The following is a 22,935-nucleotide window of genomic DNA, read 5'->3' as shown; positions in this document are numbered from 1 at the left end:
GCCGGGCTACTTGGCCGCGTAGTGCGCGGCGACGCGCTCGGGCGACAGCGCCTTGTCGTAGAACGCAACCTCATCCAGGCTGCCAACCATCGACGCCCACTCGTTGACGGTCCCGAGCTGCACCGGGTTCGCGTGATCGATGACGGCGGTGGTGGTCGGCGTGCTCTTGGCGGTCTTGCCGTTGAGGTAGGTGGTCAGGTTGAGACCGTCGAACGTCATCACCACATGGGTGTACTCGGTCTTGCCGAGCTTCGGCAGGATGACGCCTGCGCCACCGCGAACACACTGCAAGTCGTCAGAGCCTTCCGCGAGGAACCAGCCGTCGTAGCCCGCGCCCTGCTGGTAGTAGCCCTTGCCCAGAAAACCGCCGTCGTCCGCCAGCGGCCAGATCCAGGCCTCGACGCTCATCTCGACCTGGCCGGCGAACCCGAACTTGTCGCCGAGATTGATGCTGCTCACCCCATCGAACGACGCCGCGCCGTTCCCGGCAATGGCGCCGGGCGCGCCGAGCACGACCTTCCCGCTCAGGGTCCCGTCGTTGCCGTTGCCCGACGAGTCCGCCACGCCAGGCGAGCCCACGGCCTCGTCCAAGCGGTAGTACGCGACGGGGCCATCGGCGAGCACCGCCTTTCCATATTTGTCGTTGGCGGTTGCACCACCTCCGCTCGAGCCACTCGCGAGCTCAGCGTCTTCCAGGCCGGCAATCTGCGCGCAGCCCAGCGACGCCCACGCGAGCAGGACGAAAGAGAAGCGAAGAGGTGCCGACACGCTGACCAGGCAGCATAGCGCGAAATCGCCCGCTTTGCGTCGAGGAGAGAGCCCGCTATCCTGGAGTCTTCATGTCTTCGGGGTACGGGTCCGGCACCGGCGACAAGCCGAGGAAGAGCGCGGCGGAACGCTCCCCGGTGAAGGTGGGCGAGCTCGTCGCCGACAAGTACCGGGTGCTCGAGATCCTGGCGGCCGGGGGCATGGGCGTGGTCGTCGCTGCCGAGCACGTTCAGCTCGGTCAGCGCTACGCGGTCAAGTTCCTGCTCTCCGATGCCCAGCACGCGCAGAGCGTCGAACGCTTCCTGCGCGAAGCGCGGGCGGCGGCGTGCATCGAGTCGTCGCGCGTGTGTCGCGTCTTCGACTGCGGCACCCTGCCCGACGGCTCACCCTACATGGTGATGGAGCACCTCGTTGGCCACGACTTGGGCCACGAGCTCAAGACTCGCGGACGACTGCCCGTGGGCGAGACGATCGACCTGTTGCTCCAGGCGCTCGAGGGCATCGCCGAGGCGCACGCGGTTGGCATCATCCATCGCGACCTCAAGCCCAGCAATCTCTTCCTGTGCCAGAAGCCGGGACGCGCCCGCGAGGTCAAGGTACTCGACTTCGGGATCAGCAAGGTGATGGCAACGGACGAGAGCACGGAGGAAGACCTGACGGCGACCGCGACCATGCTGGGCTCTCCGCGCTACATGTCTCCGGAGCAGGTGCAGAACGCGAAGCACGTGGACGCGCGCACGGACATCTGGTCCTTCGGCGTCATTCTCTACCAGCTCCTCGACGGCAAGAGCCCGTTCGCTGGCACCACGATGGGCGAGACCATCGGCAAGGTCTTGCTCCACATCCCTCCGCCCATCCGCGACACCCGCAGCGACGTCCCCGACGGACTTGGCCAGGTGATCGAGCGCTGCCTGGAACGCGACCGCGAGCGTCGTTACCGCAACGTCGCCGAGCTGGCGCTGGCGCTGGCGCCGTTCGGCACGCCGGCGTCGCAGCCCAGCGTGCAGCGCATCACCGCCTTGCTGGTGGGCGGGCAGCTCGGAGGCCCCGCCGTAGCAGCAGCGCCGGCGGCCGTGGCGCCGGCGCCTATTGCTCCAGCCAGGGACGAAGAGCTGACACGTTTGATGCGGCGTGGGACCCGGGGCGAGGAGCTCAGTGTCGGCACCGTGGGTCCGGTCACCCAGGCCGCCGCCGCGGAGTTCCGGCCCAAGCGCCGCGGGTTGTTCATGGCCCTGGCTGCGGTGGGACTTCTTGGTCTGGGTGGGGCTCTCGCGCTGCTCCTTGCCGGGTCCAGCGAAGCTCCGGCCGCTCCGTCCGCCGTGGCCGCTGCGCCCGGACCAGCGCCGGCGCCTGCTCCGAGCGCAGAAGAGCCTCGCGCCGCGGCGCCGGGCGCTACGCCAAGCGCTTCTGCCGCGAGCACCGCGCCGAGCGACAGCACCGCGCCGAGCGCCGCGCCGAGCGACAGCACCGCGCCAACGCCGAGCGCGAGCGCTGCCCCCGCCGCTCGCTCAGTGAAGAAGCCGGTGAAGCCCGGCGCTCGTCCGGGCAAGAGCACCGAAGACCTCTTGAGCGACAGCTACTGAGCCATGTTCCACCCCACCACTACCAGCCTCTGCACTGCCACCCTGCTGCTGTCGCTCTCGTCCATCGCACTCGCGCAGGAGTCGGCCTCGGACAAGGCCGCCGCCGATGCCCTGTTCGACGACGCCAAGAAGCTGATGGCAGCCGAGAAATGGGACGAGGCCTGTCCGAAGCTCGCCGAGAGCCTCAAGCTCTCACAACGCCTGGGTACACTACTGAACCTCGCCAACTGCCATGCGGAGCAGGGCAAGACGGCCAGTGCATGGGCGGAGTTCAACGAAGCTGCGGCCATCGCCAAGCGTGACAAGAGCAAACAACGCGAGAAGTTCGCCCGGACCCACGTGCAGCAGCTCGAGAAGCGCTTGGCACGAGTGAGCTTCAAGTTGCCCAACGGGCTCGAGGGCGCCACGCTCGAGATCGACGGCACCGCCGTCGGCACCAGCGCGCTCGGCACCGCACTGCCCATCGACCCCGGCACGCACGAGGTCAAAGTGTCGGCGCCCGGCAAGAAGACGTGGACGAAGCAGCTTCACATCGAGGGGGAAGCCCGCACGACCACGGTCGAGGTCCCGGCGCTCGAAGCAGAGGAAGCTGCGCCTGCGGCGGCAGCGGAGAAGGCTCCGACATCGGAGCGAGCGCCGACCGAGAAACCCGCGCAGAAGGCCAGCCCCGGCGGCGGCAGCACCCTCGGCTGGGTCGCGCTCGGCGTTGGCGTGGTGGGCGTCGGCGTCGGTAGCTATTTCGGCCTCAAGACCTTCTCGAAGAAGAACGAGTCCAAGGACCAATGTGGCGAAGCCATCGGTCAGAGTGATCCGAATCGCTGCACGCCGCAGGGCGTCGACCTGCGCGATGATGCCAAGAGTGCCGCGACCTTCTCCACCATCGGCTTTGCGGTCGGCGCCGTCGGTGTCGGCGCGGGTGTGGTCCTGCTCCTGAGCAGTGGCGGCTCGGCGCCCGAGAAGTCCGCGCGTCGCACGCAGTTCGTGCCGATGGTGGGCCCGCGCGGCGGCGGCCTCGGGGTGAGCGGGGCGTTCTAGCTAGCGCACCTGAGCGGCGCGCCGCCGTGCGCGGGGCTGTTTGGTTGGCCGAACCGCGGGACAGTCGATGTCACCGATGCGACGGCAGCGTGAGGACCGCGCGTACTCCGGCCGGCGTGCGTGCGCTGCCGTCGGCGCGCGGATGTCCCAGGTATCGAGCAGGGGCTCCGTTCTGCCGCGGGCGCGTCCTCGGCCGGCTCGTGCCCGTGTTCGTGCCACACTGGCTACGGGATGTCGCAAACGCTCCGCACCAGGGCCGTCTGTTTGGCGCTCGTCATGCCCGCGCTGCTCGCCTCCGCGTGCGGCGACGACTCCGCCGAGACTGCCGGCGCAGGGGACTCCGGCAAGGCCGGGAGCGGTGGCAGCGCGGTCCTCGACGGGAGCCCGTGGACGGGCGGAAGCGGCGGCAGTGCCGCGCTCGATGCCTCGGCCGATGTCGCGGAGGATTCGGCGGAGGGCGGTGACAGCGACGGAGGCTCCGACGCGAGCACGCCAGGACCCGAGGTCAGCCTCATCCACGACCACCACCGCTTCATCTCTGGCGGCATGTTCGGCGGCTGGGGACCCCATCTCGGGCACCTGGTGCGCGCTCCAGCGTCGAGCGGCAACGGCGACAGCCTGTGGTTCGTCGACGACTACTGCTCACAACCCGGAGACTCGGGAGCGACCTGCGACGTGCTCTCGAATCACACCCTCGGATATTTCGAGAAGACGAGCGGCGGATGGCAAGCGCGGGGCACCGTCGCGCTGCCGGGTTCGGTTCAGCAGAACACCGCGACCCTCGCGGTAGGCGGCGAGCTTCAGACCTTCGGCATCGACGTCGTAGCGCACTCGGTGCGCGAGTGCCGGTTTGTGCCGAAGGTCGGCCCGAGCCCGTGCACCTCGCTCCCGTTCACCCTCGGCCCGAGCACCAACTACATTGGTGCGGCCGTGTCGCCCCAGGGCTCACGCCTGGTGTGGTGGACGGGAGTCGTCGACGGCGGTGGGGGTTCGTTCCATTACGTCGTCGACTACGGTGGAGGCTGGAACGGTCCGCGCTCGGGAGGGGTGGCGGGTTACAACGACGCTTCGTACATCAACGTCGCGTTCGGTGGCGCCAAGCCCTCCGCGCTCACGTTCCACGCGCAGCTCGTCGCCGGCAAGGCACCGGCATGGACGTTCCTCGGCGCCGTCGGTTACGCCGATCTGACGACCACGGACGCCGTGAGCTGGTCCAATGTGCTCGCGCCGAGCGCCGGCGACGCCATCAGCTCGACCAACGACGTGTGGACCGACCCCGATTCCGGCGACACCCACCTCATCGCTCGCACCGCCGCCGGCGCGGTTGCCTATTTTCATCGGCCGAACGCCGGCGCCTGGGCGACGGCGAGCTTCAGCATGCCGAGCACCTATCGCGCGCGCTTCGTGCCGAGCGAAGGGCGCTTGAGCCTCGTGTACGGACCCAACGCGGGCGAGCTCGCCCATCGAGTCGCAACCAAGGTCGATCGTCCGAGCGGCAAGGCCATTGCCTGGAGCAATCTGAAGGAGAACCACGTTGCGCTCCCGGCGGGCTTCGGTCCTGTGCTGGCGATCTACCCGGAGAGCACTGCCTATCAGACGACGGCGGTCAGCGGTCTGAACTTCGCGCTCGTCGGCGCTGGAAAAGAGAACGTCGTGGCGCACGTGAGCATCGCCCCCTGACGGCATTTTCATCAGCAATCCCGCTGCTCGATGGGCCTCGCTCGGGCGAGCGCGGATTGAACCCACCCCCGGCGCGACCGAAGACGCTGGCGCCGAGCCCGCTTCCCCCACTAGGGTGCGCCCGTGAAAAACGACGAAGGCAGGCCCCAGGGCGACTCCGACAGCGACGACGACGACGACGACGCGCCGGACGAAGCCGCCGACAAAGCCAGCGTGAAGAAGTCTGCGACCGCCGACGCTGGCGACAAAGCGCCCGCGAAGAAGTCCGCGACGGACGACGACGACGACGACGACGATGACGACGACGACGACGACGACGACGACGCCCCGCCCTCTTCGAAGCCCCCCGCCAAGGCGGTGAGCGCAAGGCCCGAAGCCAAGAAGGCGAGCGCGGAAGGCTCCGCCAAGAAGACGGTGTCGGACAAGAAGAAGACCCGACCGATGCCGCGGCCAGCGTCCCGGATCCAGGAGCCGGAGCCCGGACTCTCGCCCATGACCCGTGGGATATTGATGGCGCTCGTCGGTGTTGCCATCGGCGCTGCAGGCGGCTGGTTCCTCAAGGACGCCCACGCCAAGGGACGCGCCCCGTTCAAACGCGCACCCGCACCCGCCTCGAGCACGGCGACCGGCGAGTGCAAGACCTGGCAGGACAAGATCTGCGCGGAGGCCGGTGACCAGTCTGCGGGCTGCGCTCAGGCGAAGACGGCAGCAGAGATGATGCCGGTCGCGGCCTGCGGGGCGGCGCTCGAGGACGTTCCGGCCACCATGGCCCGCCTCAAACAAGCGCGTGAGGTCTGCGTGAACCTGGAGAACAAACTGTGCGATGAGTTCGGCAAGGACTCGGACACCTGCAAGCTCGTGCGGAGCAAAACCGATCGCATGCCGCCCGAGGGCTGCCGCTCGATGACGGAAAACTACGAGGCAGTCGTTGCGCAGCTGCGCATGATGGAGCAGCAGGGCGGAATGCCGGGGGGCATGCCCCCGGGTGCTGGGCGTCCGCCGGGCGGGATGCCGCCGGGCATGCCGCCGGGCGCCGGGCGTCCTCCGGGAGGCATGCGCCCGATGCCGAAGATGCCGCCACCCGATCCGGGCGGCGCGCCCTGATGTTTGCTCGGCGGCGGGCGGCGCGCGCGACCTGGTTCGCGGCGTCGTTCGCCCTCGGCGTTCAGTTTCATGCGCCGGCCCAGGCCGAGCCGCTCTCGCCGTCGGGGCCAGCGAAGGAAGCGCTGATCGCCGATCTCGGCCAGCACGTGGTCGGAGTCGGCCTTCAGCACTCATTCGCGCCGTTCTTCTCCGCGCAACTGACCGCGAGCTACTACCAGCCGTGGACACAGAACATCAATTTCCTCGGGCTCTCCGGCGAGGAAAATACCGGCGGCGATCTGCGGGGCGTCATCTCCCGCGGACGGGTCTTCTTCTATCCGCTCGCGAGCGCGCCCACCGGACCTTGGCTCTCACCCTTCGGGCAAGCCGGCGTCGGCTGGGGGTTGCGCAACGGAGAACGTAGTCGCGGCTCCGTCTGGGCAGTGGGCGCGAGCGCGGGCTACACGGGGCTCGTGAGTGAGACGGTGCTCGTCGGTGGCGGCTTCGGAGCGCAGTACCACACCGCGCACATCCCCGGCAGCTCGGGTCCGCCGAGCTTCGCGCGCTTCTATCCGCAGGTGGAGATCCAGCTCGGCTACGTCTTCGGCGACTGAATCCGAGCAACTCGCGCCTCACGCGAGGTACTGGATCTTGATCGTCTCGATGATGAGCTTGATCAGCCGCTGGACCTCTCGGGTGTCCTCGTGGCGCACCATCACCCAGCCATCGCCCTCGTAGCTGTCGTTCTTGAGCGCTCCGACGGTCGGCAGCTTCGCCGCGACCAGCCATTTGCCAACGGCCTCGTGGGTCTCCTTCACGCCACGGACCGACACGACGCGACCGTGCCCCATGCCACGAATGTAAGCGCAGCCGGCCGAGTACTTCCGCTCCCACGGGGCCTCGAACTCGGCATCGACGACGGCTCGGGCCCAGGCACGATAGATGTCGACGTCGTGGACCGAGCCGGTCATCTGTAGCAGCTGCGCGCCGGGCGGCCGCGCGGCGATCTCGCCAATGACCAGCGAGCCGTCGGCGCGCTCGAACCACTCCATGTGGGTCATACCGTCTTCGAGACCGAAGGCGCGGACGGCCGCAAAACCCATTTCTCGCACTCGGTCGAGGTGAGGGGAGCCCGTTTCTCGCGGCAGCACGACCGCCCACTGCACCCACGGGTTCTCCAGCACCTCGAGACACCCCGGCAAGTAGTTCGAGATTGACGACGCCCGCGGGACGCCTCCGACCGTGATCGTCTCGAAGCTGTGCTCGCTCCCTTTGAGCATCTCTTCCGCGAGCACCGGTTCGTGAGGGCCTGTCCCGGAGGCCCTCAGACCCGCGACGAGCTCGCCCGGATTGGACACACGAAAGGTCGACTTGGCGCCCATGCCGGCGGGCGGCTTGAGGATCACGGGGAACCCGACCTCTTCGACGAACGCACGCGCGGCTGCCTCCGACGTGAGCAACCTATGGCGAGCGACGGGAAGACCCGCAGCTCGGAGCGCGTCCTTCATCCGCGCCTTCTCCCGAAACAGCTCCGCCGTCTCGACGGACATGCCCGGCACCCCGTATCGCTCTCGGGCGCGAGCCAGCGTGACCATCAACAGCTCGAGGATGCCGACGATGCGGTGGGGTTGTCCGTGCCGCCGCCGGAGCACCTCGACGCCATCGAGCACGTCTGTAACGCTGTTCGGCTCGGTCACACGCACGAAATCGTCGAACAGCTGAGCGTCATCACCGGACGGTGGCGTGTGAACGACCCCGAGCAGGCGCACGTCATCGAGACTGGCCACCGCGCGCACGAAGCGCAGCGTGACGTCCGAGGGGTATGGAGCCACGAAGATCACGTTGCGGGGCAAGACCCAAGAATCGGCGCGAGCGGGCAGTGCGTCAATCCGACATTGAGTCGGGCGCGGGTTTGTGTGCGGGGTCATCGAGCAACCGGGGCGCGGGCCCCGGACAATCGGACAGGCTTCCACGGGCGCGCTTTGTCGCATCGGGCCCAGCGCGCTTGTCAGATCGCTGCTGCCGGATATGCTCGAAGGCCGGCATCCCCCACGGAGAACTCCATGCAGCACAGCAAACACGACCCGTCCTTCGATCTGCGGCGCTTCTCCTCCCGGCTCCTGGGCGTCGCAGCCGTGCTCGGCTCGGCCGCCGCTGCGAGTTGCGGGGCGGACGACAGCGCGCCCGTTGCGACCCTGGGGCAGGCGCTCTCGACCGGCGTCGTGATTGCCGAGATCTACGCCGGCGGTGGCAACTCGAGCGCCACGTACACCAACGACTACGTCGTGCTCTTCAATCGAGGCGCGTCGGCAGTCTCCCTGAACGGGCACGTGCTCCAGTACGCGACCGCTGCGGGCGCGTTCAGCGGGTCCGCCGCGATGGCGCTGCCCAACGTTCAGATCCAGCCGGGTGCCTATTACCTGATCCAGCTGGCCGCCCCGTCGAACCCTGTTGGCGGCGCGTTGCCCACTCCCGACCTGACGCCGGCCTCATCGCCGAACCTCAGCGCGACCGCCGGCAAGATTGCGCTAGTGAACGGCACACCGCTCGACGCCTGTGGAACCTCCGGCTCTCCGTGCGCGATGACCAACGTCGTCGACTTCGTCGGTTATGGCGGTGGAGCCTCTGGGGCGAGTCAGTTCGAGGGCACCGCGCCGACCTCGTACCCGGGCAGCAACGCCAACTCCACCCAGCGCAAGAGCGGGGGCTGCACCGAGACCGACGACAACGCCGCGGACTTTGCCAGCGCCGCGGCGAACCCGCGCAACTCCGCCTCGGCGGTCAACAACTGCGCCGCAGCAGACGCTGGCAGTGACGCCGGCGATGCCGCAGTCGATTCCGGTTCCGATGCAGCGACCGACTCGAGCTCCAATGCAGCGACCGACTCGGGCTCCGATGCAGCGACCGACTCGGGCTCCGACGCAGCGACCGACTCGGGCTCCGACGCAGCGACCGACTCGGGCTCCGACGCAGCGACCGACTCGGGCTCCGACGCAGCGACCGATTCCGGCTCCGATGCAGCGCCTCCGGGACCCAACGGCATCGTGATCGCCGAGGTATACGGGGGCGGGGGGAACACCAACGCACCGTACGACTCGGACTTCGTGGTGCTATTCAACCGGAGCTCGAACCCGGCGTCGCTCAACGGGACGTTCGTGCAGTACGCGGGTCCCACCAGCAATTTCGCCAGCGGAAGCACGGTGGTCACCCTACCGAACACCGTGCTCCAGCCCGGCCAGTATTTCCTGGTGAGCCTGTCGAGCGCCGGTTCCGTCGGTTCGTCTCTGCCGACGCCCGAGGCCTCGGCAAACGTCGGGCTCGGTGCGGGTGCTGGAAAAGTCGCCCTGGTGACCGCCGCGCTCACGGGCTGCGGAACGACGGGAAACTTGTGTCCCACCACCAACATCATCGACTTGGTCGGTTACGGCTCGTCGGCCGAGCAATCCGAGACCGCTCCGACATCAGCGCCCAGCAACACGGCATCGGCGTTGCGCAAGAACGGTGGCTGCGTCGACACTAACGACAACTCGGCGGACTTCACCATCGGCGCACCGAACCCCAGGAACACTGCCAGTCCGTTCTTCGACTGCAGCGCGGTGCCGGACGGTGGCACCGACGCGGGCACGGGCGGCACGGGCGGCACCGGCGGCACCGGCGGCACCGGCGGAGCGACCGGTGGTACCGGCGGCGCGACCGGCGGCACAGGTGGCGCGACCGGTGGTACCGGCGGAGCAACCGGCGGTACCGGTGGCGCAACCGGTGGTACCGGCGGAGCAACCGGCGGTACCGGTGGCGCAACCGGTGGTACCGGTGGCGCAACCGGTGGTACCGGCGGAGCAACCGGCGGTACCGGTGGCGCAACCGGCGGTACCGGTGGCGCCGCAGGCGCAGGCGGTGGTGCTGCAGGCGCGGGCGGTGGCGCTGCAGGCGCGGGCGGTGGTGCTGCGGGCGCAGGCGGTGGCGCTGCAGGCGCAGGCGGTGGTGCTGCGGGCGCTTCGACGGGCGGCACCGGAGGCGGCAGCGGCGGCGCGTCGAGCGGCGGCACCGGCGGTGGCACGGGCGGCAGCGCGGACGGCGGCGTCAAACCGCTCCCAAGCTCGGGTGGCGACAGCGGCGGCTGCGCGTGTCAGACGCCGGGCGGAACTCCGAGCCGCGGCAGCGCCGGCCTGTTTGCGATGCTAGCCGGCGTGTTGGCACTGGGCCGCCGTCGTCGTCAATGAGACGCTTCGAGCGCAATCCGATCTCGACGACAAGAGCGCCGCTCGCGCTCTTGCTCGGCTTACTCTCCACGCTCGGCGTGCCGTCGTGCGCGCCAACGGCTCCGCCCGTGGAGCCACCGCGCACCGAGGGCGCCGCTCCGAGTGGAGCGGACGAAACGCCCGCGTCCGAGGCCGCTGCGCGACCGGCCACCAGCCCTGACAACGCGACGGACGACGGCACGAACGAGCGCCCTTCCACGGAGGCCAAACCTTCTCTCACAGAGGCCATCGCGGACTTCATCAGCGCGGCGAACTCCGCCGACGACGAGAGCCCGCGGTCGCTCGCCACTGCGGCGTGCTGGGCGAGCGAGTGCCGCAGCTTTGCGCAACAAGCGGGCAAGAAGTTTCAGGCACGCTCGGCCGAGCCGCATCGAGAAAAAAACGGGCGCGCGGTGGCGGGTGCGGACGTCATCTGCCCGGGCGACCGAAAATGTGACTTCGTGTTCCTGCTGTTCGAACTGACGAATGGTGCCTGGCTCGTCGCCGATGTCACGGAAGACGACGCCAAGGCCACGGCCTGGGTTCCCTGAGCAGCCCTTTTCAGCGGTAGCCCGCGTCGAGCTTCGGCTTCCCGTCAGCAGCAGCGGAACGCTAATGCCTTCAGCACGGTCAGCGAGTCCGCTGAAAGCCGGCGGCCGTACAGATCGATTTTTCGCCGTACGTCAGCACCAGCTCTGGCCCGCCCCCGCGGGAGCCCCGCGCGAGTTTGTCCAGCAGAATGGGTCTCACGGCCTCGGAGCCTGTCACTTCTCCGCCTTGGCGAGAAGCTCCCGCCGCTCTGCGTGTGCCCGGGTGAAGGCGGCCCCGAGAAAGAAGGCCTGCGCGCTGTAGTGCATCCAGAGCATGAGCACGACGATGTTGGCGGCTGCACCGTAGACGGAGGTGTCACGGCGCGTGACGTACGCCGTGATCAAGAGCGAACCGGCGGTGAAGAGCACGGCGGTGACCGCTCCTCCGACCAGCGCGTCGCCGAGCTTGACCGTTGCTCGAGGCAAGAGCCGGAACACCGCAGCAAACAACAGCGCGGTCAGGGCGAGTGATATCGGTGCTTCGATCAGCCGCGACACCGGCACACTGAAACCCTCGCTGTGCCGGGCAGTCGCCAGCGCACCGTGGAAGAGCACGGTGACCGTGAGCAGGAACCCGACCAGCAACACCATCACGAACGCCAAAGCTCTGCGCTCGAACTGCCGCCATGCTCGCTCCCGAAAGCGTTGTGCCTCGGGCGGCGGCGGAGTCTCCCACAACAGGTCCAGGGCGGTCGTGAGCTGAGAGAAGAGGCGGGTCGCGGCATATACGAGCACGAGCGTCCCGAACACGTTGCCCAGACCCGAGTGCTCGCGGTGCTCGGCGGCCCGTACCAACGCGACGATCGTCTCCGCACCGCCGACCCCGACCCAGCGAGCGAGCTCTGCGGCAACGCGGGTGCGCGCCTGACCCGAGTCGACGAACACACTCGCCAGCTCGAGCGCGATCACCAGCATCGGGACGACGGACACGAGGGCGTAGAACGCGATGGACCCGCTCAGGAGGCGAGCCCCGCGCGCGGAAAATGTGCGAAAGGCCTCTCGGGTGAGGGCCCGCGCGGCCTCGAACGCCTGCTTGAGCACGACCGACACCATATCGAGTGTCGGCAGGCTCGACCTAACCCAACGCTCGCGGCGAAGGATTTTCAGAGCGAAGCCGGGCACGGGACGCCGACCCCGAAGCCCCGAGGGCAGAGAAAGAGTATGTTGAGCGAGCATGGGTCGAGCTATCGCCGCGGCCACGACCGTAAGCCTTGGGCTCGGCGCCCTCTGGTCCGCGCCGGGTTGTTTGAGCGTCGCCGACGCGGTCTCGACCGGCGGCAGCGGCGCCATCTTGGCGACGGGCGGCAAGCCCACGAGCGGCGGCGGCGGCAGCTCGGGCGGCGGCGGAGCAAGCGGTTCGAGCACCGGCGGCAGCGGCGCCGGCACCGGCGTCGAGGACTGCCAGAACGGCGTGGACGACGACGGCGACGCAAAGGTCGACTGCGCCGATCCCGACTGCGTCCCCGAGTACACCTGCGTCGATCTGCCCAGCGGCTGGAGCGCGCTGCGCAAGAAGACCCAGGCGTGGAGCCCGGCGTTGCCGGCTCCGACCGCCTGCGCCGACGGCAGCAGCGCCAAGCGTCAGTACCAGGGCCCTGCAGGACCAGCCCAGTGTGGCGCCTGCAGTTGTGGCTCGCCCACCGGGAGCTGCAACGGCACCACGATTTCTTGCGCCATGGGCAACAAGAACTGCTCTGCCGCGACCTCACTCATTGTTGGCACCTGTACGAATTTCCCTGCTCCGAGCGCCGGCGAGATCTCCTGCTTTCTGGGGACGTCGGTCAGCGGCGGAGACTGCCCCGCCTCCGGTGGCGAGCTCGCGAGCTCGAACCCATGGGCGAGCGCCGTCGACACTTGCCCGGACGTCGCCGGGGGTTGCGCCGCGGGCAAGCTCTGCGCGCCCGCGGCAAACACCATGGAGAACGTGTGCATCAGCAAGCCGGGTGTGTCGACTTGCCCCGCAGCGTGGCCGACGCCCGAGACCGTCTACACGGACGCCGCGGACACCCGAACCTGCAGCGCCTGCAGTTGCACGCCGAACCAGCTCTCGTGTACTGCCGACAAATTCAACCTGATGCAGGCGCCGGGCTGCGTCGACTTCGGTCCGTTTCCCACTTTCACGAGCGCGGCGTGCACGGGGTACAGCATCAGCAGCCAGAATCAGACCTGGTCGATCCAACGGGTACCGACCACCAAACAAATCAGCGGGTCCTGCACACCCTCCGGCGGCGTGGCGAGCGGTAGCCTGCAGCCGACGGGTCAGACCACCCTCTGCTGTCGTTGAGCGGTTGGCTACGACTGGTCGTTGAATGGCGTGGGGTAGAGCGCGCCCCCCGCGAGCTTCACGCTTCCAGCAGGCGGTACGAGCCGACCGCTGACAGATCTTCGGCGACCGGCGGCTCCTCGCACCGCTCCTTGATCGCCGAGGTGAACTCCTTGAAAGCCGCGAGGGCCGCCAGGGGGTTCTGCCCGTCGGCGGTCTCGAGCGACGCGATGTGTACGAAGCTGACCCCGTCCGGCAGCTTGAACGAGGCGTAGCGCAGCCCGTCCGGGCGTTCCTTCTCGAGCTGTGCGAAGACCGCCTGGATCAGCCGCTCGTTCTCCGCGGCACGGTCCTGTTTGACTCGGTATCTCACCATGACTCGTTTCATTGGTTGCTCCTTCAGGTTTGCGCTTCGAAGTCGTCGACGTCTGGGTCCGCGACGAAAGTCAGCTCGCGGCTCAGGTAGGGCACGTAGCGAAAGTCACGGATCAGCGACACGCGTCCGGCCCGGCTCTCGAGCAGGATCACGTACTCCGGGCCGAGCGAGTCCCCGCGGAACGCCCCGAGAGCCTCGCGTCCCTCACAGCGGCCGCTGCGAAGAGACAGGTTCGTCTCGTTGGCGTATCGCGCGAAGTAACCGCTCACCGACTTGCCCTGGCGCTGCGACTTGGCGACCAGATCGAGGCGGCACTCCTCGAGCAGCAGCGCTTGAACCCCGGGCCAATCCCGCTGATTGAACAGCGCCACGTACTCTCGCACCAACGCACGATGCTCGGCTGACGTCGGCGTGGGTTTCGCTTCAGGCGAGTCCGCGGCTCGCTCACGCAGCTTTGCCCGCCCCCGGACCAGTAGCGACTTCACCGCTCCCACCGTGCCGCCAACGTGCTCCGCGATGTCCTCGAGGGACTCGTCGAGCACATCCTTCAGGATGACCGCGCTGCGCTGGGTCACGGGCAGCGCCATGAACGCCGACAGCGCGGCGCGCAGCACCTCGGGGTCGGTCGGGAAGTCGTCCTTTGCCACGGGTTCGATCTCCTCCACCAGGTCGACGTGTTTGCGCTCGTAGCGGCGCAGGAAGTCGATGGCGGTATTGTGGGCGATGCGGAACAACCAGGGCCGCAGCTCCGGCAGCTCCGGTGACTGGCTGAGGGCGTAAAAGGCCTTGGCGAGTGTGTCCTGGACCACGTCCTCACCGTCGATCGCCGAGCCGACGAGCCGCGCGGCGTAGCGGTGCAGATCGGGCCTCATGCCATCAACCAACGCGTTGAACTGCTCGCGCGCGCTGGCCAGCTCCGGCGGGGGCGCGCCGCTCATGCCGCGGACGGTCCTGTCTCACTCGCCCGCTTGAGATCTGCGGCGTACTGCTCGAACACCGGACCGAAGTCCGGCAGTGATTTTTTGATCATCGGCAGCATCAGCCCCCGGAACACCTCGACCATCGAGAACTCGGTCGTGCCATCACTCCTGGGAGTGAGCGTGAAGGTCCGCTCCCCCTTGAACATGGGCGCCATCCCGTCACTCCAGACCATGCGTTGGTTGGGGACCAGCTCGGCGACCTTCGGCGAAAACGCGCGGCCTGGAGCAATTGGCACCCGGATGGAGAGTTTCTCCCCCTGTTTGATCTCCCCCTCGATGCTGGTCACCGTCGAGTTCCACGCCGGAAACGCCGCGGCATCGGTCAGGCGCTGAAAGATGGCCTCGGGTTTCGCCCCGATGCTGACGGAAACCGCATATTCGAGGCGGAAGGTGGACTCGGTCTTGGTGGTGGCGGGGCGGGTCATGAAGACTTCCTGGTTTTGGCCATACTTCGGCCGTTCCTGAGTACACCACGATCAGCAGCCCCGAGAAGATGCGGTGGTCGAACGACGATTTCCCACACCGTGAGCTGGCGCACCCCGAACGGGGCGTCATTCGCGCTAAGCTGTTCGGATGCGACACCTCGCATGGCTGGGCGCGCTCCTTCTCGCGACAGCTTGCCTCGACGTCGCCGCGGTAAAACCCGACGATGGCACCGGGGGAACTGCCTGGCTGGGCGGCGGCGGCGCGGGCGCTGGCACCGGGGGCGGCGCAGCGGGGGCCGGTGGCGGGGGACAAGATGCGGGCCCCCCGGACGCCGACAGCGGCGCAGACGTCATCGACGCGACCAGCTCTCCCTGCGGCACACCCAAGCTACTGGACGACTTCAATCGACCCGATGGACCGCCGGGTAACCTGTGGACCGGCCAGACCAATCTGTTTGCGGTGGCGGGGAACCAGCTCACCAACTCGGTCGGCTCGAGCGGGGTCGTGGGGCTCTTCTTCGTGACGGCGTTGTGCGAGACGCAGCACGCCTTCGTCAAGCTCAGCCATGTTGATACGGCGACGCAGTTCACCTCGCTGGTCCTCAAAGCGCAGGACACCGGGACGTGTAACCGGCTAACGATCACCTATTTTCCGACGAACAAAGCCGTTCAGCTCTGGACCTGCGCGGGCGGGAACTGGAAGCTGCACAAAGAGTGGCCGCGGCAGCTGGTCGACGGCGATACCATCGCGGCGGACGCCGACGAAAACGCTCTGGTCACCGTGCGCGTGAACGGCACACTCCTCGGTTCACAGTCGGTGTCGGGCTGGCCGTTCGCGAGCGCTGGCGGCCGAATTGGGCTCACGGTGTGGAAGAGCACCGGAACCGCGCGCTTCGACGACTTCGGCGGCGGATGAACGACGCTGCTAACGGTCCCGTGCGCTGCGGCGTTGCGCGGCGACGTAGCGCGCGATGGTCCCGACGATCTTGAACGAAGCCCGCGCACACGCGGCAGGTCCTCGGGAGCGTCGCTGCCGTCGGCGTCCAGGAAGACCAGCACATCTGCCCCCGGCTCGCGGGCTCGGGCCACTCCAGCAAGGCACGCACGACCATAACCGCGCCGCGATTCACTCACGACGTCGGCGCCTGCCTCGGCGGCAAGCCGGGCGGTCTGATCGACGCTGCCGTTGTCCACGACGATCACGCGATCGACGTGCGGCGTGACCCCGCGGACGACCCGCGCAATGGCCGCCTCTTCATCCAGCGCGGGCAAGATGGCGACGATCACGCGCCACCAACCAGCGCGGCGGTGCGCGGTGCCCGCTCCGGGTGGGCCTCGAGCTCGAGCCGGAGCCGGTCGAGGTCGGCGGGTTCGTCGACGTCGAAGGTGCGCTCGAGCTCGAGCACCTCGAGCCCAAGCTCGGCGCAGCGGCGCTGCGTCGTCGCGCACACGTCCGCGGTGCTCCAGGGAACCCCCTCGAAGACTCGCGGGACGTCCTCGGCCAGACCAATCAGGTAATACCCTCCGTCTTCACACGGGCCGAGCAGCACCCGCCGGGGATCGGACCACTCGGCGAGAGCGCGCGCGAGGCCCACGAGGGGCGCCGTCGGCGAATCACTGCTCGCGAGCACCACCCTCCCGGTTCCGAGCGCCGTGCGCCCGTGCGCCAATCGCGAGCCGAGATCCGCCCCGACCTGCGACTCCACCGTCCACTCTGCTGGGACCAGCGCGCGCACTGCCGCCACACCGTCGTGCTCTGGGGCCGCGAGCACGACTCGCCGCTGAAACGGCAGCGCCGCGTAAGCGTCCAGGGTATCGAGCAGCATCGCGCGGTACAGCTCGGCAGCGCGTTCGTCCCCGATGCGAGCGGCGAGTCGCGTCTTGCACGAGCCGGGACGCGGCGCGCGGGCCATGATGGCGACGGTGGCGGAAAGCGGCATCTCCCTCGCTCACGCGCAGTGAAAGATCGTCAAGAGCCGGCTCCTGAGCTCGTGCTCGCGCTCGAACTCGGCACGCACGGCGGCGAACGCCCGTCGCAGACCTTTCACTTGCCCGGGCTCTCTGCAGGGCCGCGGAGCATGGAAGCACTGCCGCCCTCCCGATGACAGGAGTTGCAGTCGCCGCTCGGCGCGGGACCCTGCATGGCCAGCGCCCGCCCATCGGGACCAAACACGACGGGGTACAGCGGCGGCTTCAGCTTGCGATGCCGGAAGAAATTGCCGAACGCGTTGGGAACCACGTCGACCGACTGCCCGAGACGATCGGTCACGACCACCCGCGCGATGGCCGGCCCCTCTCGGTCGACGGAGCCTGCCACGCTGAATTCGCCCGTGTGGCAGCACAAACAGGCGCTCCCGTGGCGCTGCTCGCTGACGTCGCCATCGACACAGCCTGCCGTGGGGCCGTCCCCCTCCGGCGGAGGGTCTCCCGGACCGCAGCTCCACACGGTCGCCGAGATCACGAGGGTCAGAGCCGCAGCGCGCATGCTCACTTCACCTCGAGCACGAGGGCCGGGCCGAGGTCGCCCGTCACACATCCTTCGCTGGTCGCACTCAGGAAATACTCGTAGCTGCCGGGCTCGCCGGGCGCCACGAGCTGAAGGCTCCAGGTCCCGTCCGGATAACCCTTGCCCTGTACGCCTGCCGATGGCGGCGCGAGCGCCAGCGCTCGGTTCTCCGCTGGGATGGTGACGATGACCTCGTCGGACAGCGGATCGGCGGCTTCGCCCGCCTTCACCTCGCACGAGATCGTGAACTCGGCGCCGGGCGCCACGCTGACCGCAGATAGCGTCGGGTTCGTGATGGTGGGGAGCGGAGGAAACGGCGTCCGAAACGGCTCCATGTTGATGGTGATCCCGAGGTCCTGATCGAACGGGACAAGCCTCGAACCGTAGTAATAACCGGTCGCGAAGCTGTGCACCCCGATGGTGTCGGTCGGGAGGGTCATGATCAGGGTGCCATCGTCGCCGGCGCGTCCGCCGTATTTGTACGAGGGGCTGGCCTGCGAAGGATCTGGGTTGGTCACGTAGAGGCCGCCGGTCTCGATCGCGATCAGCGCGCCCGCCATCGGCTTCGGCGACTTGGGCTCACTCGTGTCCACCAGCTTGATGCGCAGCTCTGCGCTGTCCGGGGTCTGGTAACAACCCGTGGCGAGACTGCCCGCGACCCCGCTCCAGAGGATCAGAGCCCCCACGCTCACTCGTTGCCTCGACAGCATCACCTCACCTTCCCCTGTCCCGACCGTCTGCGGACAGCGACTGCCCCCGCGGCAAATGCCAGCAGGAACCACACGTCCTGACCCTCGGCATCGGACCGGCCCGGCGTGTCTCGGACGACCCGCGCGCCACAGCCATAGGTTGCGCACAGCAGGCCCTCACCCGGAGTATTCGGGTTTCTGCCCTCGCGCAGCTCGTCCACGTCGGTGACACCGTCGCCGTCGCTGTCGGCGGACTCGGCCTCGAGCCGGGCCAGGGCCTTGGGCAGCTTCTCGGGCGACTTGAGCGTGAGACCCGCGTTCTTGATCGCCGCACCGAACGGCTGCACGGCGGTCCCTACACCACCGTTGGAGTCCCGATGGCAGAGGGTGCAAGGAGGCGCGCACGGCATGTCCAGATCGGCCTGAAGCTCGGGCGGAAAGGTCGGCGACGCCTGCGCGACCGACGGTGCAACGATCCCCACCGCGAGCGCGAGTCCCGCGGCAACACCCGTGAAGAAGCTGGACTTTGCGCTCATAGGTACACGTGGAGCTGCGCCAGCAGCGTGGTGGGCTCGGCCTGCCGCGCCAGCAGATCGACGCGCATTTCCAGCTGCGGCAGGAAGAACCAGTCGACGGAACCCCAGGCGCCGAAGGCCGGCCTGCCAAATCCCGGCAGCTTGCGCAGGGTGTTGAAGCGATCGCCCGTGTCTTGATAACCGGCGTCGAGGACCTCGGCGGTCCCGAGCAGGTGAAGTCCTTGCACGAGCTCGAGGTCGAGCTGCACGAAGCTGACGTACCCGAGGTCGAAGCGAGATTTCTTGAGCACATCCGCCTCGACCAGAACGACCAGCGGTTTGATCGGCGCGAGGCGGCCGAACACGCCGTGTGCTTGCCGGGTCACGTCGTCCGTCAGCGTCTCGAAGTCGGTCTGCGCATGGGTGAGCAGGCTGCTGGCGCCGGCGTTCGCCCAGGGCAAAAGCTGCACCTCGACGTAGGCGCTGTACCCTCGCTCGCGCAGGCGATCGGGGTTCAGCTGGAAATTGCCGGCGATGCCCATGACCTCGCCGCGCACCCGGTCGCCGCTGTAAGCGACGGCAACCCCGTGCTGTTGGTCGGACTCGCGATCGGTGTGGGTAACCTCGCGGGCCCACATCGTGTGCTCTGGGATGCGCACGCCGAATGGCATCTCGATTCTCCCGACCCGCAGCGTGAGGGTCTTGGCCGCGAAGTCGGCACCCAGCCAGTGGCTGCGCGAGATCACGTTCCAGCCATCGCTCTGATTGGTCGTCACTTGCGCGCGGCGTGCGTGGGGCGAGCCGGCTGGAACCTTCGCCCCACCGACGCCGGCACCGGCGCGAAACCAACCAAAGGTCGCCTGCCCCATCAGATCGAGCTGCATCGGAAAAGTGCGAAACGGATCCGACTCGCCGAACTTGTACAGCGTCATGTGCCGGTACTCACCCTGCACCAGCAGCCAGGACGGAGGCTCCACCAGTCCCCACAGCGGCGTCGTGGGCGGAGCCTCCGGCTCACTCTCCACGGCGGGCGCCTTGGGTTTCGCTTTGGCAGGTTTGGCGTCCGCCTCATCGAAGTCGTCGAAGCCATCGAACTCGGTGCTCGGTGCCGCCTCGCTGGTCGTCGTCTTTCTGCCAAAGCGCATGCGCAGCAGCAGATCGCCCTGGGCTCGACCGTAGGGCGTCAAGAGTCCGCCACCGGACGGATCGGCGTGACAGGTGCCGCAACCGAAGTAGTTGTGCCGAAGCATCCAGGTGTAGGCCTGCGCTTCTCCGGACACCAGGAACAACGACGCGAACACCAGCGCCGGCAGGCACCAGCTGAGGAGGACAGTCGGACGGAGAGCGGCGCTCCGGTGCAACGACAATCGCGGCATCAGTCGACGTCGCGCAGCTTGAACTTGACCTTCAACTTCACGGTCGGATCCACGCACACGCCCAGATAACACGGAACCTCGACGTCGAAGTCGCGGAGGTCTACCGAGGCCAGACCTTGCACGTGATAGTCACTGCCGGTGCGCTTGGCGCGGTAGTTGAACTTCACCGACTTGGTCACCCCGTGCAGGGTGAAATCACCCGTCGCGCTCGAGCTGACCGTCTCGTCGTTGGCTGGCTCCTTCAGTTTAGCTCGTTTCACGGACAAGGTAGCGTCTGGGTACTTGTCGGTCTCGAGGTACCCGCGCAGGTGTTTGTTCCGGAGCTTCATCCCGGTCTCGAGATTGCCGAGCGGGACAGTGACCGTGAGCTTGCCGTCCTTTTCTTGGGCCTTGAGCTCCGGCGCGCTGCCGTTGATCTTCATGCCGGCCGGCCCGCGCGCCAGGAACCCGACATCGACGTCGCCCGCGTCCACCCAGCGCGCCTGGGCGGCGGCGGTGAGGCCAAGACCGGCTGCAATGATGGCGGCGAAAGTCAGCGTCGATCGAGTCATCTCGGTGCTCCTCGGCTCCACTCATCCCGGGGCCGCTGTATCTGGAGCTTACGTGGATACCCCCGGATCGGTTTCGAGCTGGCTACCTGCGGCCACAATCCAGCTGAAAGAGTCGGTCCAAACAGCACGCGGGTCCCGAACCAGCCAACCCCCACCAAGACCAGACCCAGTGCGAGCGCCACGCGCTCGACCCTGGCGCGCAGCGTTGGCTCCAAGCTGCCGGCGAGCTGCGCCACCGCAGCATCGCAGCAAGGGGCGGAGCGGCTGAAGGTTGCGCCATTCGTAGTGTGAATAGGCTGGGATCAGCAGCGAAGCGTGCGCGCCGAACAGCACGATGCGCGTGAAGGCACTCGGACGTCGGCTGAGCTTGGCGGACACTACGAGGGCCAAGCGCGAGCCGCGCGGGCCGGGAAGACGTGGGAGGCTCCATGTGCTCGCCGCGAGCACCATAGCGATAACCCGAAGGAGGGTTCCGGGCGAAATCGAGGTGCACTGAACATCTGCCGACGCCAGTCGGCCTTTCGTGCGAGTCGATGCAACCACCTCCCGGGTTGCGGCGTACGCGCGGTTCGCGCAATAAGGAGCAACATGAAAATCGAAGCCGCGGTCGCGACCGCCAAGAAGATCACAGCTGAATTCGTGACCCCGCACGCGTCCGACAACGACCGTCATGCACGCTTTCCCAAGCTTGCGTTCGAGGCGTTGGGCAAGGCCGGGCTCCTGGGCGTCGGCTGCCCGGAGAAACACGGCGGTCTGGGCGCGAACCCACGCATGTTCTTCGAGATCGCGAGCACCCTCGCGGAAGCGGACGCCTCGACTGCCATGATCTTCAACATGCACGTGTGCGGCACGCTGTGTCTGGCCGCCGCGGTGCCCGGCGCGGATACGGCGCCCGTGCTGGCAAAGGTCGCCAAGGGGGAGCACCTCTCCACCTTGGCCTTCAGTGAGCGCGGCTCGCGCAGCCACTTCTGGGCTCCCGTGTCCCGCGCCGAGACGACCCCGGCGGGCGTCCGGCTGACGGCCAAGAAATCCTGGGTCACGAGCGCCAACTTCGCCGACAGCTACGTGGTCTCGGTCTTCGCACCGGCCGGGAAGGGCCCGACCGACACCACTCTCTACTTCGTCGACCGCACCCAAGCGGGCGTGTGATCCGTCGCGTTTTTCGACGGGCTCGGGCTGCGCGCCAACGACTCGGCACCCGTCGAGCTCGAGGGTTGTGAGATCCCGACCGCGCGGCGCCTCACCGAGGACGGCGCCGGCTTCAAGGCGATGCTCGAGGTCGTGTTGCCATTCTTCTGTCTGGGCTCCGCGGCCGTCGCCCTCGGCATTTGCCGCGCGTCCGTCGGCGCGACCGTCAGCCACCTGAAGACGGCTCAGTTCGAGCACCTCGGGGCGACGTTGGGCGAGGCTCTGCCCACCCTGCGTGCGCGACTCGCGGACATGCAGCTCACCACCAGCGGGCTCGCGGCACGTCTCGACGACACGGTCCGGCATCTGGAGGCGCCGAACGACCAGACCATGCTGCGTGTGCTCGAGTCCAAGGCGGCCGGCGGCGACGCGGCCATCGCCGTCACCGGGCTCGCCATGTTGGCCTGCGGTGGTGCGGCCTTCTCGCGCCACACCGGAATCGAGCGCTTCTTCCGCGACGCACAGGCCGGCGCGGTGATGGCGCCGACCGGCGACGTGCTCCGCGAGTTCATCGGCAAGGCACTGCTAGGCATTCCGCTCTTCTGACGACAGCATGACGACATTCACCATCGGCGCAGTGGCCTACGAACCCAAGGTCGTCACCATCTGGGAGGGCCTGCGGAGTTGTTTCCGTGACGAGGCCAAGCTGCCCGTCGAGGTGGTGCTGTCTCTCTCCTACGGCGCGCAAGTCGACGCGCTCCTCGCGGGCAAGATCGACGTCGAACACCAACCTGGCATTCGTGCAGGCGCTCGACGCGAGCAAGGGGCGCGGCAAGCCCATCTGGGAGTCCCCGTCCTTTCACCACTGCATGTTCACGACGAGCCCCGAAGCCGATCCTGAGATGACCCGGCGCTTCGCCGACTCACTCTTTGCGATGAGCTTCGACAACCCCAAGCACCGCCCCATCCTGGAGCTCGAGGGCCTCGAGCGCTGGGTCCCTCCGCAGCTCGAGGGGTACGCCTCGCTGAAACAGGCGTGCGCGGCGCAAGCAATCGGTAGAAACTGAAGCGCTCGGACCGCGGGCAAGCGCTGGCGCACGACGTGCCGATCGGGCACACGCGCGCGCCCGTCGCAATTCGCGGTATGCT

At 68.1% G+C, this 22,935-nt stretch carries 21 protein-coding genes and 2 pseudogenes; 10 read left to right on the top strand and 13 right to left on the bottom strand.

Annotation, left to right across the window (positions count from 1 at the left end):
- Positions 1-6: 6 nt before the first annotated feature.
- Entirely contained in the window at positions 7-768 is a 762-nt protein-coding gene (locus tag IPI67_22565; GenBank protein ID MBK7582965.1) for a LamG domain-containing protein, read from the bottom strand.
- Between the two features lie 71 nt (positions 769-839).
- On the opposite strand from IPI67_22565, the gene IPI67_22560 reads away from it, so the two are divergent.
- From IPI67_22560 to IPI67_22540, 5 genes are all read left to right on the top strand, one after another.
- Positions 840-2,351: a serine/threonine protein kinase gene (locus IPI67_22560; GenBank protein ID MBK7582964.1), complete on the top strand. Its 1,512-nt coding sequence runs from the start codon at positions 840-842 to the stop codon at positions 2,349-2,351.
- Positions 2,352-2,354: 3 nt separating this feature from the next.
- The gene (locus IPI67_22555; GenBank protein MBK7582963.1) at positions 2,355-3,386 is read left to right on the top strand and encodes a PEGA domain-containing protein; all 1,032 of its coding nucleotides are present in this window, start codon (positions 2,355-2,357) and stop codon (positions 3,384-3,386) included.
- 276 nt (positions 3,387-3,662) lie between these two features.
- On the top strand, positions 3,663-5,066 hold the full coding sequence (locus tag IPI67_22550; GenBank protein MBK7582962.1) for a hypothetical protein: 1,404 nt from the start codon (positions 3,663-3,665) through the stop codon (positions 5,064-5,066).
- Between the two features lie 123 nt (positions 5,067-5,189).
- Complete coding sequence (locus IPI67_22545; protein ID MBK7582961.1) at positions 5,190-6,170, top strand: hypothetical protein; 981 nt, start codon at positions 5,190-5,192, stop codon at positions 6,168-6,170.
- Positions 6,170-6,763, top strand: a complete 594-nt coding sequence (locus IPI67_22540) for a hypothetical protein (protein ID MBK7582960.1) — start codon at positions 6,170-6,172, stop codon at positions 6,761-6,763. The genes IPI67_22545 and IPI67_22540 overlap by 1 nt, the downstream gene beginning before the upstream one ends.
- Positions 6,764-6,781: 18 nt before the next feature.
- Here the strand turns inward: IPI67_22540 and IPI67_22535 are convergent, their stop codons facing one another.
- Positions 6,782-8,002: an ATP-grasp domain-containing protein gene (locus tag IPI67_22535; protein ID MBK7582959.1), complete on the bottom strand. Its 1,221-nt coding sequence runs from the start codon at positions 8,000-8,002 to the stop codon at positions 6,782-6,784.
- 210 nt (positions 8,003-8,212) lie between these two features.
- Here IPI67_22535 and IPI67_22530 point away from each other — a divergent pair, with 210 nt between their 5' ends.
- Positions 8,213-10,369 carry a lamin tail domain-containing protein gene (locus IPI67_22530; protein MBK7582958.1) on the top strand — a complete coding sequence of 719 codons (2,157 nt, stop codon included), beginning with the start codon at positions 8,213-8,215 and terminating at the stop codon, positions 10,367-10,369.
- A complete protein-coding gene (locus tag IPI67_22525; protein MBK7582957.1) occupies positions 10,366-10,938 on the top strand; it encodes a hypothetical protein in 573 nt (190 codons plus the stop codon). Before IPI67_22530 ends, IPI67_22525 begins: the two co-directional genes overlap by 4 nt.
- Before the next feature lie 213 nt (positions 10,939-11,151).
- Here IPI67_22525 and IPI67_22520 read toward each other — a convergent pair whose 3' ends face one another.
- Positions 11,152-12,018, bottom strand: coding sequence for a YihY/virulence factor BrkB family protein (locus tag IPI67_22520; protein MBK7582956.1), 867 nt, complete (start codon positions 12,016-12,018; stop codon positions 11,152-11,154).
- Positions 12,019-12,151: 133 nt separating this feature from the next.
- Between IPI67_22520 and IPI67_22515 the strand changes: the two genes are divergently transcribed.
- Positions 12,152-13,261 carry a hypothetical protein gene (locus IPI67_22515; GenBank protein ID MBK7582955.1) on the top strand — a complete coding sequence of 370 codons (1,110 nt, stop codon included), beginning with the start codon at positions 12,152-12,154 and terminating at the stop codon, positions 13,259-13,261.
- A gap of 58 nt (positions 13,262-13,319) precedes the next feature.
- On the opposite strand, the gene IPI67_22510 is transcribed toward IPI67_22515, so the two are convergent.
- From IPI67_22510 to IPI67_22465, 10 genes are all read right to left on the bottom strand, one after another.
- Positions 13,320-13,628, bottom strand: coding sequence for a hypothetical protein (locus IPI67_22510; GenBank protein MBK7582954.1), 309 nt, complete (start codon positions 13,626-13,628; stop codon positions 13,320-13,322).
- Between the two features lie 11 nt (positions 13,629-13,639).
- A complete protein-coding gene (locus IPI67_22505; GenBank protein ID MBK7582953.1) occupies positions 13,640-14,554 on the bottom strand; it encodes a sigma-70 family RNA polymerase sigma factor in 915 nt (304 codons plus the stop codon).
- A complete protein-coding gene (locus IPI67_22500; GenBank protein ID MBK7582952.1) occupies positions 14,551-15,021 on the bottom strand; it encodes an SRPBCC domain-containing protein in 471 nt (156 codons plus the stop codon). The genes IPI67_22505 and IPI67_22500 overlap by 4 nt, the downstream gene beginning before the upstream one ends.
- 669 nt (positions 15,022-15,690) lie before the next feature.
- Positions 15,691-16,308 carry a glycosyltransferase family 2 protein gene (locus IPI67_22495; GenBank protein ID MBK7582951.1) on the bottom strand — a complete coding sequence of 206 codons (618 nt, stop codon included), beginning with the start codon at positions 16,306-16,308 and terminating at the stop codon, positions 15,691-15,693.
- Positions 16,305-16,961: a TIGR04282 family arsenosugar biosynthesis glycosyltransferase gene (locus IPI67_22490; GenBank protein ID MBK7582950.1), complete on the bottom strand. Its 657-nt coding sequence runs from the start codon at positions 16,959-16,961 to the stop codon at positions 16,305-16,307. Before IPI67_22490 ends, IPI67_22495 begins: the two co-directional genes overlap by 4 nt.
- Before the next feature lie 104 nt (positions 16,962-17,065).
- Complete coding sequence (locus tag IPI67_22485; protein MBK7582949.1) at positions 17,066-17,506, bottom strand: hypothetical protein; 441 nt, start codon at positions 17,504-17,506, stop codon at positions 17,066-17,068.
- A 2-nt stretch (positions 17,507-17,508) separates the two neighbouring features.
- A complete protein-coding gene (locus tag IPI67_22480) occupies positions 17,509-18,237 on the bottom strand; it encodes a hypothetical protein (GenBank protein ID MBK7582948.1) in 729 nt (242 codons plus the stop codon).
- The gene (locus IPI67_22475; protein MBK7582947.1) at positions 18,237-18,752 is read right to left on the bottom strand and encodes a hypothetical protein; all 516 of its coding nucleotides are present in this window, start codon (positions 18,750-18,752) and stop codon (positions 18,237-18,239) included. Before IPI67_22475 ends, IPI67_22480 begins: the two co-directional genes overlap by 1 nt.
- Positions 18,749-20,107, bottom strand: coding sequence for a hypothetical protein (locus tag IPI67_22470; protein ID MBK7582946.1), 1,359 nt, complete (start codon positions 20,105-20,107; stop codon positions 18,749-18,751). Before IPI67_22470 ends, IPI67_22475 begins: the two co-directional genes overlap by 4 nt.
- The gene (locus IPI67_22465; GenBank protein ID MBK7582945.1) at positions 20,107-20,658 is read right to left on the bottom strand and encodes a YceI family protein; all 552 of its coding nucleotides are present in this window, start codon (positions 20,656-20,658) and stop codon (positions 20,107-20,109) included. The genes IPI67_22470 and IPI67_22465 overlap by 1 nt, the downstream gene beginning before the upstream one ends.
- Before the next feature lie 588 nt (positions 20,659-21,246).
- On the opposite strand from IPI67_22465, the pseudogene IPI67_22460 reads away from it, so the two are divergent.
- A pseudogene (locus IPI67_22460) lies at positions 21,247-22,392 on the top strand (acyl-CoA/acyl-ACP dehydrogenase).
- A gap of 7 nt (positions 22,393-22,399) precedes the next feature.
- A pseudogene (locus IPI67_22455) lies at positions 22,400-22,853 on the top strand (hypothetical protein).
- Positions 22,854-22,935 lie beyond the last annotated feature (82 nt).

Source organism: Myxococcales bacterium (genome assembly GCA_016706225.1).
In the GTDB taxonomy this organism is placed as follows: domain Bacteria; phylum Myxococcota_A; class Polyangia; order Polyangiales; family Polyangiaceae; genus JADJKB01.
Note: the sequence above shows the minus strand (reverse complement) of the source record. Positions and strands in the feature narration are given on the sequence as shown.